Source organism: Streptomyces sp. NPDC008079 (assembly GCF_042957385.1).
GTDB lineage: Bacteria > Actinomycetota > Actinomycetes > Streptomycetales > Streptomycetaceae > Actinacidiphila.
The window spans coordinates 19,998-33,351 of the sequence record NZ_JBIBIC010000008.1 but is presented as its reverse complement, the minus strand read 5'-3'; the positions used below and the strand labels follow the sequence as shown (position 1 = coordinate 33,351).

Below are 13,354 nucleotides of genomic sequence, written 5' to 3'. Positions count from 1 at the left end.
CCCGGCCGGTCAGCGCGCCGACACGGCGTGACCGGCCGGGGCCGCGTCCTCCTCCACCGGGAGGGCGGCCGTCAGGCGGAAGCCGCCGTCGGCGGCCGGGCCCGAGGTGAGGGAGCCGCCGGCGGCGGCGAGGCGTTCGGTCAGGCCGCGCAGGCCGGTACCGGTGCGGGTCCTGATGTCGCCGTCCTGACCGGACGGCGGCGGACAGGACCCGCGGCCGTTGTCGCTGATGGTCAGATGGGCCCGGCCGCGCCCGGTGGCGAGTTCGATACGGGTCAGCGTCGCGCCGCTGTGCCGGACGACGTTGGTGACGCCCTCGCGGACGACCCAGCCGAGCAGCGCCTCGGTCTGCGGGGGCAGGGGCGGGCCCGACTCCTGGACGACGACCTCGATGTCGGAGGCGGTCAGGACGGACCGGGCCCGGTCGAGTTCGGTGGACAGGCTGCCCTCGCGGTAGCCGGTGACGGCCTCGCGGATCTCGGTGAGCGCCTGGCGGCCGACCGCCTCGATGTCGGCGACCTGGGCGAGCGCCGCGTCGATGTCGCGCGGCGCGATCCGGCGCGCGGCCTCGGACTTCACCACGACCACCGACAGGGTGTGCCCGAGCAGGTCGTGCAGGTCGCGTGAGAACCGCATCCGCTCCTGGGCGACCGCGCTGCGCGCCAGTTCCTGCCGGGTCTCCCTGAGCTGGGCGACGGCGTAGGAGAGCGTGATGATCACCGAGACGACCAGGCCGGACAGGAAGGTGCCGTACGCCAGGCCCGCCGTGCCCCAGAAGCCCTGGCCGTGCGTGCTCGCGGTGACTCCGGCGGTCGCGCTCAGCGGCGTCAGCATCAGGCCGAGGCCGCGGCGGGTGGAGGCCACGGCCCCGACGCTCAGCGAGACCAGCGTGTACAGCAGCAGGAAATTCCCGCCGTAGGCGATGGCCAGCGTGGCCGTACAGACGGCCAGCGCACCCAGCAGACGGTACGGGACCGGCCCCCCGCGCCACCGCTCGTGGAAAGCCGAACGGACCGTGAACACGTACAGGAGGCAGAACAGCGCGAGGCCGCAGCCCGCGAGCCAGGGGGCGGGGACCTGGCCCTGGGCGATGTCGGTGCCGGGGCCGATGACCATCAGCAGCCAGGGGTAGAGCGCGTTGCCGTCGGGAGACTTGATGTGCTCGATCTCGCGGGCGAAGTCGTGCGGTGTGCCGCGCCGCCACCAGGCCCTGCCGCACGGCTTGTCCGTGCTCTCGGCCGGGTGGTCCGCCCCGCCGGCCGGGTGGCCCGCCCCGCCGGCCGGGCGGTCGGTCACGCCGTCGGCCATGCCGCTGTTCGCCGTCATGGCGGTCACCGTCCCCGTTCGGTACGCGCTGTACGTGTCCCGGCGGGAGGTCGCCTGCCGCGTCGTCGTCATGCGGTCCGCGCACCCCGCCGGTAGGAGAGGACGGCGTAACCGGCGAAGACGACCAGCCATCCGCCGAGCACGGCCACCGTACCCGCGCCGGGCGCGTGCCGGTCAAGCACGCTCCAGCCGAGCTGGCCGAAGCGCTGGGCGGGCGTCCACTGGGAGATCCGGGCGAGCCAGCGCGGGAAGGCGTCGACCGGAATCCACAGGCCGCCGACGATCGACAGGCCCATCATGCAGGCCATGCTCGTGACGCCGGTGGTCTGCGCGGTCAGCCCGTAGCCGTTGCCGAGGCCGAGCAGGGTGAAGGGGATCGTGCCCACCCACAGCAGCAGGGCGGTGGCGACCCACTGCCACGCGGCCAGGTGCACGCCGTTCACCAGCGCCCCGGCCAGCAGGACGGCGCAGATCGCGGGCAGGACGGTCACCCCGGCGGTCAGCGCCCGGCCGACCACCACACGGAACGGGCTGAGCGGGGTGACGCGGAGCTGCCGCAGCCAGCCCAGCCCCTTGTCCTCGGCGACGCCGGTCCCGATGCCCATCGACGCGCCGAGCGCGCCGTACGCCGCCATGCCGACCATGTAGTACCGCGCGTAGTCGATCTTGTCCTGGCCGTCGCCGCCGACCCCGAGGTTGGTGAAGAGCAGGTACATCAGCACGGGCATGGCGAAGCCCATGACGATGAAGCCGGGGTCGCGCAGGGCGCGCCGGACTTCGAGCTTCACGTACTCGGTCATCGGACGGCTTCCTTCTGGAGGGGGTGGGCGGGGGTGGAGCGCGGCGCCGGGGATTCGGCGGCCGGGGTCCCGGTCGCCGGGTGAGGTGCGGTCAGGGTCAGGAAGGCGTCCTCCAGGCTGGCCGGGACGACCTCCAGACGGCGGACGCGGTCGCTCGCCGCGAGGGCGACGACGGTGGCGTCGGAGTCGGAGGTACGCAGCAGGGCCCGGTCGCCGCGGATCTCGACGGCGGTCACACCGGGCAGCGTGCGCAGGCCCGCGGAGCCGGACCCGGCGAGGTCGAACGAGACGAGCGTGCCGCCGACGGCCTGTTTGATCTGCTCGCCGGTGCCGTCGGCGACGGTACGGCCCTGGTCGATCACCAGGATGCGGTCGGCGTGCTCGTCCGCCTCCTCCAGGTAGTGCGTGGAGAACAGCACGGTGTTGCCGCGCGCCGCGTAACCGCGCATCGACCGCCAGAACACCCGCCGCGCCTCCACGTCGAGGGCGGCCGTCGGCTCGTCCAGCACGATCAGCTCGGGGTTGCCCGCGACGGCCAGAGCGAAGCGGAGCCGTTGCGTCTGGCCGCCGGACAGCTTGTCCACGCGGCGGCCCGCCAGCTCCGTGATCCCGGCCAGCGACAGCGCCTCGGCGACGGGCATCGGCCGCGGATACGTGGCCGCCACGAACGTCACCAGTTCCTTGACGGTGGCGCGCGGGATCGGCCGCCCGTCCTGGAGCATCGCGCCGACCCGCCCGGCCCTGACCGCCTCCTGCGGCGGGCCGCCGAACAGCCGCACCTCGCCCGCGTCCGGCCGGTCCAGGCCGAGCAGCAGGCTGATGGTGGTCGACTTCCCTGCTCCGTTACGGCCGAGCAGTGCCATCGTGCCGCCGCGCGCGATCTCCAGGTCGATCCCGGCCACGGCCCTGACCGGTCCGAAGCTCTTGTGGACGGCGGTGAAGCGGACGGCGGGCGAGGTGTCGGACGGGGTGCTTGGCGAGCCGTCGGGCGGGGTGTCGGGCGGGGTGTCGGGCCGGGGCGTGGACGGGGTTTTCTCCATGGCCACGACGCTACGGAGGGGGGAGGGGTGGCGGGCAGAGGGGAATGTCCGCAGGGGGGCAGGACAAATGTCACGGGTGCGGTGCCCCGGCGGGCGGGGCGGCCGGGAATCCGCCGCGTCGACGGGCGGGGCGGGCCGGGAATCCCACTAGCTGACGATGTGTCAGCTCTTCTCACTTCCTGGGCTTTGCGTTATACAGGGGCCATCTCTAGAACATGTTCTAGCCAGCGCCCCGGAAGTACCCGTCACCGGAAGTACCCGTCACCGGAAGTAGCCGCCACCGGAAGTGCCCCGGAGGGACCATGCCCATCGACGTCGCCAAGGCCCTCGCGGCCGAGCCGCGCCGCACCGAAATCGCCTGGAACCACAAGGACGTTCTCCTCTACCACCTGGGGATCGGCGCCGGGCGCCCGGCCACCGACGCGGACGAACTGCGCTACACGCTGGAGAGCCGGCTGCACGTCCTGCCGAGCTTCGCCACCGTCGCGGGCGGCGGGCCCGGCTCGGTGGACGGCTCGATCGGCCCCGGCATCGACGTGGACCTCGCCGCCGTCCTGCACGGCGGCCAACGCCTCGTACTCCACCGGCCGTTGCCGGTGAGCGGCCGTGCCGTACGGACCGGATCGGTCGCCGCCGTCTACGACAAGGGCAAGGCCGCCGTCATCGTGCTGCGCTCCGAAGTGGCCGACCACGACGGGCCGTTGTGGTCCTCCGACAACGAGATCTTCGTCCGCGGCGAAGGCGGCTTCGGCGGCGAACGCGGTCCCTCCCGCCGCCCGGAACCGTCAACTCGCGCCCCCGACAAGGCCGTTGACGTACCCGTCCGCGAGGACCAGGCGCTGCTCTACCGGCTGTCGGGCGACTGGAACCCGCTGCACGCCGACCCCGAATTCGCCGCCACCGCCGGATTCGACCGCCCGATCCTGCACGGACTGTGCTCGTACGGCGCCACGCTCAAGGCCGTCACCGACACGCTGCTCGGCGGCGACGTCGCCCGGATCCGTTCGTACGCGACACGCTTCGCGGGCGTCGTCTACCCCGGCGAGACGCTGCGGGTACGGATGTGGGCGGACGGGGACGGCGGCGGCGCGGGCTCCGGCCGGATCGTGGCCGCGGTGTCGGCCGTGGAGCGGGACGAGGCGCCGGTCCTGGCGGACACCGTCATCGAGCACACCTGAGCCCGTGGGGCACACCGGGCCGCGCGCCCGGCGGCTCTCGGCTCAGCAGCTTTCGGCCCGGTCGTCGGCCGGGCCTCCGTAGCGACCACCGTCTTCGCACCATCCGAGGGGAGCCGTACCGTGCGCGCAGCCATCCAGCAGGAGACCGGCCAGGACAAGCTCGAAGTCGTCGACGACATCGAGACCGCGGGCTTCGGGCCCGGCAAGGTACGTATCCGCGTCAAGGCCACCGGACTGTGCCACTCCGACCTGTCCGCGATGAGCGGCGTCCTGCCGCAGCCCGCCCCCTTCGTGCCGGGCCACGAGGGCGCGGGCGAGGTCGCCGAGGTCGGCGAGGGCGTCACGTCCGTCACGGCGGGCGACCGCGTCCTGGTCTGCTGGCTGCCCGCGTGCGGCGAGTGCGCGTCCTGCAAGCGCGGCCAGACCGAGCTGTGCATCGCCGGATTCCTCAACGCGGGCACCGCCAACTACCGCCGCCCCGGCGCCGCTTCACCCGACGTCTTCGGTTTCGCCGGGACCGGCACCTTCGCCGAGGAGGTCGTGGTCGACGCCAGGTGCGCGGTGCCGATCCCCGACGACGTGCCGTACGAGATCGCCGCGCTGATCGGCTGCGGGGTCACCACCGGTATCGGCGCCGCCCTCAACACCGCCCAGGTGGAGGCGGGTTCGTCGGTCGCCGTGATCGGCTGCGGCGGCGTCGGGATCAGCGTCATCCAGGGCGCGCGGGCCTCGGGCGCCGCCGAGATCGTCGCCGTCGACCCGGTCGAGTCCCGCCGCGAGGCCGCCGTCCGCTTCGGCGCCACCGAGTCCGTCGACCCCGACGGCCTCGCCGACGCCAAGAACCGGCTCACCGCGGGCGAGGGCTTCGACTACGTCTTCGAGGTGGTCGGCAAGTCCGCGACCGCGCGTGCCGCGTACGACGCCACCCGGCGCGGCGGCACCCTGTGCATCGTCGGCGCGGGCGCCATGGACGACAACCTCCAGATCAACATGTTCGAGCTGTTCTTCGACGAGAAGCGCATCCTGCCGTCCCTCTACGGCGGCGGCGATGTCCTGCGCTCCTACGACCGCGTCATCCGGCTCTGGCGCGCCGGGCGCATCGACCTCGAAGGGCTGATCACGCACCGCGTGCGCCTGGAGGACATCAACGAGGCGATCGACCAGATGCGGACGGGCGTCGCGCTGCGTACGAGCATCACGATCTGATGGGGGATCAGCCAATGCCGAACGGTGAACTCCCGCTCGCCGGGCGGACCGCCGTCGTCACCGGGGCCGGGCGCGGACTCGGGCGCGCCGAAGCGCTCGAACTCGCCCGGCTCGGGGCGCACGTCGTCGTCAACGACTTCGGCCAGCCCGGCCGTGACGGCTCCGGCGCCTCCTCCGCCACCCCGGCGCAGGAGGTCGTCGCCGAGATCGCCGCCGCCGGCGGCAGCGCCGTCGCCCACCACGGCGATGTCGCCGACCACGAACAGGCGTCGGAACTCATCCAGTTGGCCGTCGAGCACAACGGGCAGCTCGACATCCTCGTCAACAACGCCGGGATTCTCCGCGACCGCATGGTCTTCTCCATGACCGAGGACGAGTGGGACTCCGTCATCCGGGTGCACCTCAAGGGCCACTTCAACACCATTCGGTTCGCCGCCGCGCATTGGCGCTCGCGCGCCAAGTCCTCCGGGGCTCCGGTCTTCGGGCGCATCGTCAACACCGCGTCCGAGGCGTTTCTCGCCGGGTCGGCCGGACAGCCGAATTACGCCGCCGCCAAGGGGGGCATCGTCGGGCTCACGACGTCCACGGCGGAGGCGCTTCGGCGGTACGGGGTCACCGCCAACGCCATTTGTCCGCGGGCGCGGACGCGGATGACTCTTGATGTGTTCGGCTCTGCCGAGCCCGGGGGGCTCGATCCGCTGGCCCCCGAGCATGTCGCTCCGCTGGTCGGGTACCTTGCCGGGCCCGCTGCCGCGGGGGTGTCCGGGCAGGTTTTCGTGGTGCACGGGGGGATGGTGGCCGTTCTGCAACGGCCGGTGGTGGCGGCGCGGTTCGAGACGGCGAAGTCGGTGTTTTCGTATGGGGAGCTTGAGGGGGTGTTGACGCCGTATTTCGAAGGGGGGGAGCGGGGGTCTTTCGCTGCCGTTGAGGTGTTGGGGCTGCGCCGCTCGTAGTTTTTCTTTGCCCGCCCGCCCGCCCACCCGTGCGGGTGTTTTCTTCGTCTGCGGGTGCCGCTTGTGCCTGGTCGGTGCCGGGCCGGGGTACCTCCTCGAAATCCGTCTCTCCTGGTCCTGTGTATCCGGTGCCGTTCTTGTCGACGTATTTCTGCGGGGGCACCCCGGCCCGTCCCCTTCCGGTACGTCGGCGTCCGCCTGTCCGGTGGGGGTGGCCGGAGGGGGGTGGGTGGGCTGAGGTGCGGGGGCGGCCGACGGTCCGCTGCGGTGCCGGGGCGGGGGTGGGTGGGGGTGAGGGCGTCGGCGTCCGGCCGCCGGTGGGGTGGGTGGGGGGTCGGCTCGGGTGCGGGGGCGTTCGACGGGCCGCTGTGGTGCTGGTTGCTGCTGGTTGCTGTCGGTAGGGGGCTGGGGGGTCAGGCGGGGGAATCGGTGGGGGGGTCTTCGAGGGTGTGGGAGTTGGTGAGGGTGAGGGCGCCGCCGGCGGCGATGAGGCCGACGAGGAGGGAGAGGAGGGCGTAGGTGACGCGTTCGCCGCGGAAGAAGGAGGCGACGAGGTCGCTGCTCCAGGTGCCGGGCGGGAGTTGGGTGGTGACGAGGGCGGCGATGAGGGTGCCGACCATGGCGGTGCCGACGCTGGAGCCGACTTCTTGGGCGGTGTCGTTGAGGGCGGCGCCGATGGAGGTGCGGTTGCTGGGCATGGCGTCGACGAGGGCGACGGCGCAGATCGTCATGACGGTGCGCAGTCCGATGGTCATGATCACCATGCAGACGGCGATGGCGGCGTAGCCGTGGTCGACGCCCCAGGAGAGACCGGCGAGCGCGCCAGCCAGGCAGGCAGCGCCGACGAGGCAGGCGATGCGGTGGCCGAAGCGGCGGGCGAGCCATTCGGACAAGGGGGTCGCGGCGAGCATGGTCACGATGATCGGCAGGTTGGCGAGTCCGGCGCGTACCGGGCTCCAGCCGTAGGCGTACTGGAAGTGGAGGATCAGCCCGAACATCACGCTGGCCATCGCGATGGACGTGCCGATCTGGGCGATGGCGGCGCCGCGGACGGTGCCGTTGGAGAAGAGGCTGAGGTCCAGCATGGGCGCCGGGGTGCCGCGCTCGTGGCGGACGAAGGCGATCGCGGCCACGACGGCGCCCGCGATCGACGCGAGAGTGATCGCGGAGAGCCAGCCGTGCTCGACGCCGCTGGTCAGGGAGTAGCAGGCGAGCCCGATGGCGGCGACGCTCAGGACGGCGCCCGGCAGGTCGAGCTTGTCGTGGGTCAGGTCCTCCGGCCGGTCGGCCGGGACGCCGAGCCGGACGCCGACGCACGCGATGACGGCGATGGGGGCGTTGACGACCAGCAGCCATTCCCAGCGCACATGCGCCAGCGCGGTGCCGCCGAGCAGCGGTCCGAGGACGAAGCCGGACATGCCCACGACGATCATCACCGTCATCGCGCGCATGCGCAGGGCCTTGTCGTCGAACAGCCGGAAGACCAGTGAGTTCGTGATCGGCGCCATCGCCGCGGCGGCGACGCCGAGCGCGGCCCGCAGGGCGATGAGTTGGCCCGCCGTGGTGACGAGGACGACGCACAGGCTCAGCGAGCCGAACACGGCGAGTCCGACCAGCAGCACCCGGCGGCGCCCGAGCCGGTCGGCCATCGACCCCGCCGTGAGCAGCAGGCCGCCGAAGGTCAACGAGTACGCCCCGGTGACCCACTGAAGCGCGGTCGTCCCGCTGCCGAGGTCGCGGCCGATCGTCGGCAGCGCGATCGACAGCAGCGTGTTGTCGACCATCTCGACGAAGAAGGCCAGGCAGAGGGCGGCCAGCGGAATCCACGCCGCGCTCAGGGACGGGTAGGTATGTGACGTTTTCTCAAGCGTGGGAGTGGTCATGACAGTCCTCCAATCGAACGTCATTCGGTTATCGAACAACGTACGATCCGCTACGATAGAACAACGTTCGATACGACGCAAGATCGCGATGGGGATGTGAGCCATGGCACGCCTGCAAGACCGCTCGACCCAGGGACGCCGACGGGCTTCTCACTCGATGGAGTCCGTCCTCACGGAGGCCGTGGCCCTCCTGGACGAGGCCGGGGCGCCCGGCCTGACATTCCGCGCCCTCGCGCAGCGCCTCGGCGGCGGCGTCGCCAGCATCTACTGGTACGTCGAGAGCAAGGACGAACTACTCGACCGCGCCACCGACCACGCGATGGGCGCGATCCTCGCCGACGTCGAGGCCCTTCCGCGGAGCGACGACCCGATCGACGACCTTCGCGCCATGGCCCTGCGCCTCTTCGACGCGATCGTCCGCCGGCCCTGGCTCGGCGCCTACTTCATGCGCAACACCGACGTGCAGGCCAACTCCCTGCTCGTCTACGAGAAGCTCGGCGAACAGACCCTCCGCCTCGACCTCACGGCCCGGCAGCGCTTCCACGCCGTCTCCGCGATCGTCGGCGTCGTCGTCGGCTCCGCCGTCGACCTCGGCCAGGAACCTCCGCCGGAAGTCCTCAACGGCGCCGTCAACCGCGACGAATTCCTCGGCCGCTTCGCCAAGACCTGGCGCGAACTCGACCCCGCCGACTTCCCCTTCGTCCACGAAATCGTCGACGAATTCGACGGCCACGACGACATCGACCAATTCCGCGCCGCCCTAGACCTCACCCTGACCGGCCTCCGCCTCCAAGCCAAAGCCAAAGCCTAAGTCGGCCCCGCCCCCGAGCATCGAGGACGGCTCCCATAAGCCTGCGGCCCCCCACCCCCGGCCGCCGACCGCCCCCGTACCGGAGCCCCCCCACCCCCGTCCCGGCAGCACAGCGGACCGCCAGACGCCCCCGTACCGGAGCCCACCCACCCCCGCCCCGGCACCACAGTGGACCGACGGCCGCCCCCGCACCTCAGCCCACCCACCCCCCTCCGCAACCCCCACCGGACAGGCGGACGCCGACGTACCCGGAGGGGACGGGCCGGGGTGCCCCCGCAGAAATACGTCAACAGGAACGGCACCGGATACGCAGGACCAGGTGAGACGGATTTCGAGGAGGTACCCCGGACCGGCACCGACCAGGCACAAGCGGCACCCGCAGACGAAGAAAACACCCGCACGGGTGGGCGGGCGGGAAAGAAAAACCCGCTAATCGTCCGAAGGACGCCGATGCTTCCCCTGAGGCTGAGCCTCCCCCTCCTCAGAGGAAGAAGCAGGCCCCCGGTGGCGCCCCGAGCTGTCCCCGGACCCCCCGTGGTCGTGAGAGGAACGCGCGTCGGACGACATCTTCTTGAATCTCCCCGAAATCCCCGTGGAACAACGAACCGGCCTACGCCGAAAGCGCGCGAACAAACTCGACCCGGACTGCGGCGAAGCCGCCCCGCGGTGGTCACGCGGAGTGCCCGGATGCGCGGCTTCGGGTGAGTCTACTGGCGGGGTCGACGTCACGGTCATGGGGGTCACCCCGCCTTGGCGGCAGCCAGCGGCGCCTGCTGAAGCGGCAGCACCCGCCAGGGCAGCCGCGTCGGCGCGGGCAGAGCCGCACCGGAAGAGCCGAGGCCGGCGGAAGAACCGAGGCCACCGGAAGAACCGAGGCCACCGGAAGAGCCGCGGCCGGCGGAAGAACCAGGCCCGGGCAGAGCGGCGGGCACCGCACCCCGCCCACGCCGAGACCCCGAAGCCCCGGCCGCAGGCCGCACCCGTGGCGCCTCGTACGGCGCCACCCCGCAAGGCCACTCCGGCACCGAACACGGCAGCCGCAGCAAATCGTCGGCCCCCCAGTACCCCGTCGCCCCCAGCCACCCCGGAGGGGACGCCCGCCAGTGCAGCCGCCGCTCACCCGGCCGCCACAGCGCCAGTGACTCCGCCCCGCCCGGCGCCTCCGCGCGGAGCGCGACCACCGCCGCCTCAGGCATCAGGATCTGCCCCGGCTGCGCGGCGACCGGCGTGAGCAGGATGCCCGGCACCTGGAGCGCGTCGGGGAAACGTACCGGCCGACGGCTGCCGAGGACGCCCCAGCCGAGCCGCGCCTCCCCGGTGGCGTCGCTGCGCAGGAGCAGCAGCCCGCTGTCGGGTTCCGCGAGGACGAGCCGGTCGTCGCTGTCCTCGGTGATCTGGAGGAGCGGGCTGGCCTCGCCGAGTCGCAGGTCGACGGCGACGGCCTTGGTGCGGCCGGCGAGCGTACGGTCGACGGCGAGCAGCCGCCCCGTACGGTCGAGCCAGACGCCGCCGGTGCAGCGGCCGGGCACGCGCATGACGGCGACGGGCCCGTCCTTCCCGGCGCCGTACACCTGCCAGACGGTCGTGACCCCGTCCCCCTCAGCAGAGTCCCCCTCGCCGGAACCCCCATCGGCGGACCCCCCCTCGCCAGAGCCCCCACCAGCGGAGCCCCTCTCGCCGGAACCCCCCTCGTACACGAGCGCGAAAGCAGCCCCGCCCAAGGGGCACGGGGGAAGAAGCGTTACTGCATCCCCGCCGAGCGACCCGATCGGCACCTCCCCGGTACCGGCCCCCGCCGGATACAGCAGCGCCAGGTCGTGGCGGTCGGCGACCCGTCGCCGGATCAGGACGCGGCCGTCGGGCAGCGGTACGACCTGTGTCCCGGCCTCCTCCGGCTGGGCGCCGGGCAGCGGCACCGCGTACGGCTCGGGCCCGAGCGTCCACCGCTCGGGGAACCAGCCGCTGACGCCGCCCCCGCCGTACTCGTCCACGTCCCCGTCCCCCTCCGGCGCGGGTACGCGAGCCTCGGCGAGGCAGGCCGCGTACGACCCGTCCGCGGCGATCGTGAAGCCCGACCGGCGCAGTACGCGGACGGCCGGGGGGATCTCCATGGCACGGGCACTGGCATCTGTACTGGCGCTCATATGACTCACCCACCTCCGGCACAGGACCGTAGTTTTCCTTTTTCCGGACGATCAACGCGACTCGGTGCGGTTCACACGTAAGAGTGCGGGTTTTCCCGTTCTGCTCCGCGCGAAGGGGCAGATGTGCTCCGCCCGGCGAGCGGTCGCGCTCCCCGCGGACCTCGGATGCGCCCCGCGCGCCCTTGACTCACGGGTGCCGAACGGGTGCCGAACGGGTGCCGAACGGGTGCCGCACGGTTGACGGACCGGCCCGCGCACCCGTCGTGGCACCCCCCGGCGCCCGCGGTCACGGCGTACGGCATCCGGCGGACACGGGCGGCCAGGTAACCTTCCTACCGTGCCCACACTGTCCGACGTCATCGCCGCGCTCGACGCCCTCTGGCCCCCGGAGCTGGCCGAGGCGTGGGACGCCGTCGGCCTGGTCTGCGGCGAGCCCGAGGCCGAGGTCGGACGCGTGCTGTTCGCCGTCGACCCGGTGCGGGAAGTCGTCGACGAGGCGGTACGGATCGGCGCGGACCTGCTGGTCACGCACCACCCGCTCTATCTGCGCGGTACGACGACGGTGGCGCCGACCGGCCCGGCCGGTTTCAAGGGCCGCGCCGTCCACGACCTGATCAGGAACGGGGTCGCGCTGCACGTCGCGCACACCAACGCCGACCGCGCCGACCCCGGCGTCTCGGACGCCCTGGCCGCCGCGCTCGGCCTGCGGATCACCGGCCCGCTCGTACCCGACCCCACCGACCCCGCGGGCCGCCGCGGCCTCGGCCGGATCGGCGAGACCGCCGCACCGCTGACGCTGGCCGAATTCGCGCAGCGGGCGGCGCGAGGGCTGCCGCGTACCGCCACCGGGCTGCGGATCGCCGGCGACCCGCAGGCCACGGTCCGTACGGTCGCGGTCTGCGGCGGCTCGGGCGACAGCCTCTTCGCCGAGGTCCGCGCGGCGGGCGTCGACGCGTACGTCACCGCCGACCTGCGCCACCACCCGGTCTCCGAGGCGCGCGAGTCCGGCCCGCCCGCGCTGGTCGACGCCGCGCACTGGGCCACCGAGTGGCCGTGGTGCGAGCAGGCCGCCGCGCAGCTCGACGAGATCTCCGACCGGCACGGCTGGGCGCTGCGCACCCATGTCTCGTACGCGGTCACCGACCCGTGGACAGCGCACGCTGTCGCCCCGGAGCGCTCGGACACCCCGGAATTCCGGGGCGGCCGGGAACTCCCGCAATCCACTTCCCGCCCTTCCAGCCGCACAGGAGCCCCCCGCTGAACGCCGAGCCCGCCGACCAGATCCGACTTCTCGAAGTCCAGGCCCTCGATTCGCGTATCGCGCAACTCGACCACAAGCGCAAGACCCTGCCCGAGCACGCCGAGCTGGAGCGGCTCGGCGCCGACCTCGCGCAGCTCCGTGACCTGCTGGTCGCCGCGCAGACCGAGGAGAGCGACACCGCGCGCGAGCAGACCAAGGCCGAGCAGGACGTCGACCAGGTACGCCAGCGCTCCGCCCGCGACCAGCAGCGTCTGGACTCCGGCGCGGTCACCTCGCCGAAGGACCTGGAGAACCTCCAGCGCGAGATCACCTCGCTCGCCAAGCGGCAGGGCGACCTGGAGGACGTCGTGCTGGACGTCATGGAGCGCCGCGAGGGCGCCCAGGAGCGCGCCACGGAACTGGCCGCGCGCGTCGAGTCCGTCCAGGCCAAGGTCGCCGAGGCCGAGGCCCGCAAGTCCGCCGCCATCGAAAGCATCGACGCGGAGGGCTTCACGGCGGCCAAGGAGCGCGAGGTCATCGCCGGGACCGTGCCCGACGACCTGATCAAGCTGTACGACAAGCTCCGCGGGCAGCAGGGCGGCGTCGGCGCGGCGCGGCTCTACCAGAAGCGCTGCGAGGGCTGCCGCCTCGAACTCAACATCACCGAGCTGAACGAGGTCAGGGCCGCGCCCGCCAACACCGTCGTACGGTGCGAGAACTGCCGCCGGATTTTGGTGCGTACGGCTGAGTCCGGCCTGTAGTGGCGTTGGTTC

At 72.6% G+C, this 13,354-nt stretch carries 11 protein-coding genes; 6 read left to right on the top strand and 5 right to left on the bottom strand.

Annotation, left to right across the window (positions count from 1 at the left end; all coding sequences use genetic code 11):
• Positions 1-9: 9 nt before the first annotated feature.
• The 3 genes from ACFZAM_RS18470 to ACFZAM_RS18460 are packed head-to-tail and all read right to left on the bottom strand — an operon-like array spanning position 10 to position 3,166.
• Positions 10-1,398, bottom strand: a complete 1,389-nt coding sequence (locus tag ACFZAM_RS18470; protein ID WP_391047263.1) for a histidine kinase — start codon at positions 1,396-1,398, stop codon at positions 10-12.
• Entirely contained in the window at positions 1,395-2,126 is a 732-nt protein-coding gene (locus tag ACFZAM_RS18465; protein WP_355345344.1) for an ABC transporter permease, read from the bottom strand. Before ACFZAM_RS18465 ends, ACFZAM_RS18470 begins: the two co-directional genes overlap by 4 nt.
• Complete coding sequence (locus ACFZAM_RS18460; RefSeq protein ID WP_391047261.1) at positions 2,123-3,166, bottom strand: ATP-binding cassette domain-containing protein; 1,044 nt, start codon at positions 3,164-3,166, stop codon at positions 2,123-2,125. The genes ACFZAM_RS18465 and ACFZAM_RS18460 overlap by 4 nt, the downstream gene beginning before the upstream one ends.
• A gap of 302 nt (positions 3,167-3,468) precedes the next feature.
• Here ACFZAM_RS18460 and ACFZAM_RS18455 point away from each other — a divergent pair, with 302 nt between their 5' ends.
• From ACFZAM_RS18455 to ACFZAM_RS18445, 3 genes are all read left to right on the top strand, one after another.
• Positions 3,469-4,344: a MaoC/PaaZ C-terminal domain-containing protein gene (locus tag ACFZAM_RS18455; protein ID WP_391047257.1), complete on the top strand. Its 876-nt coding sequence runs from the start codon at positions 3,469-3,471 to the stop codon at positions 4,342-4,344.
• A gap of 120 nt (positions 4,345-4,464) precedes the next feature.
• Positions 4,465-5,550, top strand: a complete 1,086-nt coding sequence (locus ACFZAM_RS18450) for a Zn-dependent alcohol dehydrogenase (RefSeq protein WP_355345335.1) — start codon at positions 4,465-4,467, stop codon at positions 5,548-5,550.
• Entirely contained in the window at positions 5,550-6,503 is a 954-nt protein-coding gene (locus tag ACFZAM_RS18445) for a 3-oxoacyl-ACP reductase (RefSeq protein WP_391047254.1), read from the top strand. Before ACFZAM_RS18450 ends, ACFZAM_RS18445 begins: the two co-directional genes overlap by 1 nt.
• A 413-nt stretch (positions 6,504-6,916) precedes the next feature.
• On the opposite strand, the gene ACFZAM_RS18440 is transcribed toward ACFZAM_RS18445, so the two are convergent.
• Positions 6,917-8,386, bottom strand: coding sequence for an MFS transporter (locus tag ACFZAM_RS18440; RefSeq protein WP_391047252.1), 1,470 nt, complete (start codon positions 8,384-8,386; stop codon positions 6,917-6,919).
• Between the two features lie 157 nt (positions 8,387-8,543).
• Between ACFZAM_RS18440 and ACFZAM_RS18435 the strand changes: the two genes are divergently transcribed.
• On the top strand, positions 8,544-9,197 hold the full coding sequence (locus ACFZAM_RS18435) for a TetR family transcriptional regulator (RefSeq protein ID WP_355345326.1): 654 nt from the start codon (positions 8,544-8,546) through the stop codon (positions 9,195-9,197).
• Positions 9,198-9,937: 740 nt separating this feature from the next.
• Here ACFZAM_RS18435 and ACFZAM_RS18430 read toward each other — a convergent pair.
• Positions 9,938-11,341, bottom strand: coding sequence for a hypothetical protein (locus ACFZAM_RS18430; protein ID WP_391047251.1), 1,404 nt, complete (start codon positions 11,339-11,341; stop codon positions 9,938-9,940).
• Positions 11,342-11,678: 337 nt separating this feature from the next.
• Between ACFZAM_RS18430 and ACFZAM_RS18425 the strand changes: the two genes are divergently transcribed.
• On the top strand, positions 11,679-12,602 hold the full coding sequence (locus ACFZAM_RS18425) for a Nif3-like dinuclear metal center hexameric protein (RefSeq protein ID WP_355345323.1): 924 nt from the start codon (positions 11,679-11,681) through the stop codon (positions 12,600-12,602).
• Complete coding sequence (locus ACFZAM_RS18420; RefSeq protein ID WP_355345447.1) at positions 12,599-13,342, top strand: C4-type zinc ribbon domain-containing protein; 744 nt, start codon at positions 12,599-12,601, stop codon at positions 13,340-13,342. The genes ACFZAM_RS18425 and ACFZAM_RS18420 overlap by 4 nt, the downstream gene beginning before the upstream one ends.
• Positions 13,343-13,354 lie beyond the last annotated feature (12 nt).

Coding starts and splice junctions, on each gene's coding strand:
- ACFZAM_RS18470 (WP_391047263.1), bottom strand. CDS start 1,398: ATGACGACGACGCGGCAGGCGACCTCCCGCCGGGACACGTACAGCGCG.
- ACFZAM_RS18465 (WP_355345344.1), bottom strand. CDS start 2,126: ATGACCGAGTACGTGAAGCTCGAAGTCCGGCGCGCCCTGCGCGACCCC.
- ACFZAM_RS18460 (WP_391047261.1), bottom strand. CDS start 3,166: ATGGAGAAAACCCCGTCCACGCCCCGGCCCGACACCCCGCCCGACACC.
- ACFZAM_RS18455 (WP_391047257.1), top strand. CDS start 3,469: ATGCCCATCGACGTCGCCAAGGCCCTCGCGGCCGAGCCGCGCCGCACC.
- ACFZAM_RS18445 (WP_391047254.1), top strand. CDS start 5,550: ATGGGGGATCAGCCAATGCCGAACGGTGAACTCCCGCTCGCCGGGCGG.
- ACFZAM_RS18440 (WP_391047252.1), bottom strand. CDS start 8,386: ATGACCACTCCCACGCTTGAGAAAACGTCACATACCTACCCGTCCCTG.
- ACFZAM_RS18435 (WP_355345326.1), top strand. CDS start 8,544: ATGGAGTCCGTCCTCACGGAGGCCGTGGCCCTCCTGGACGAGGCCGGG.
- ACFZAM_RS18430 (WP_391047251.1), bottom strand. CDS start 11,341: ATGAGCGCCAGTACAGATGCCAGTGCCCGTGCCATGGAGATCCCCCCG.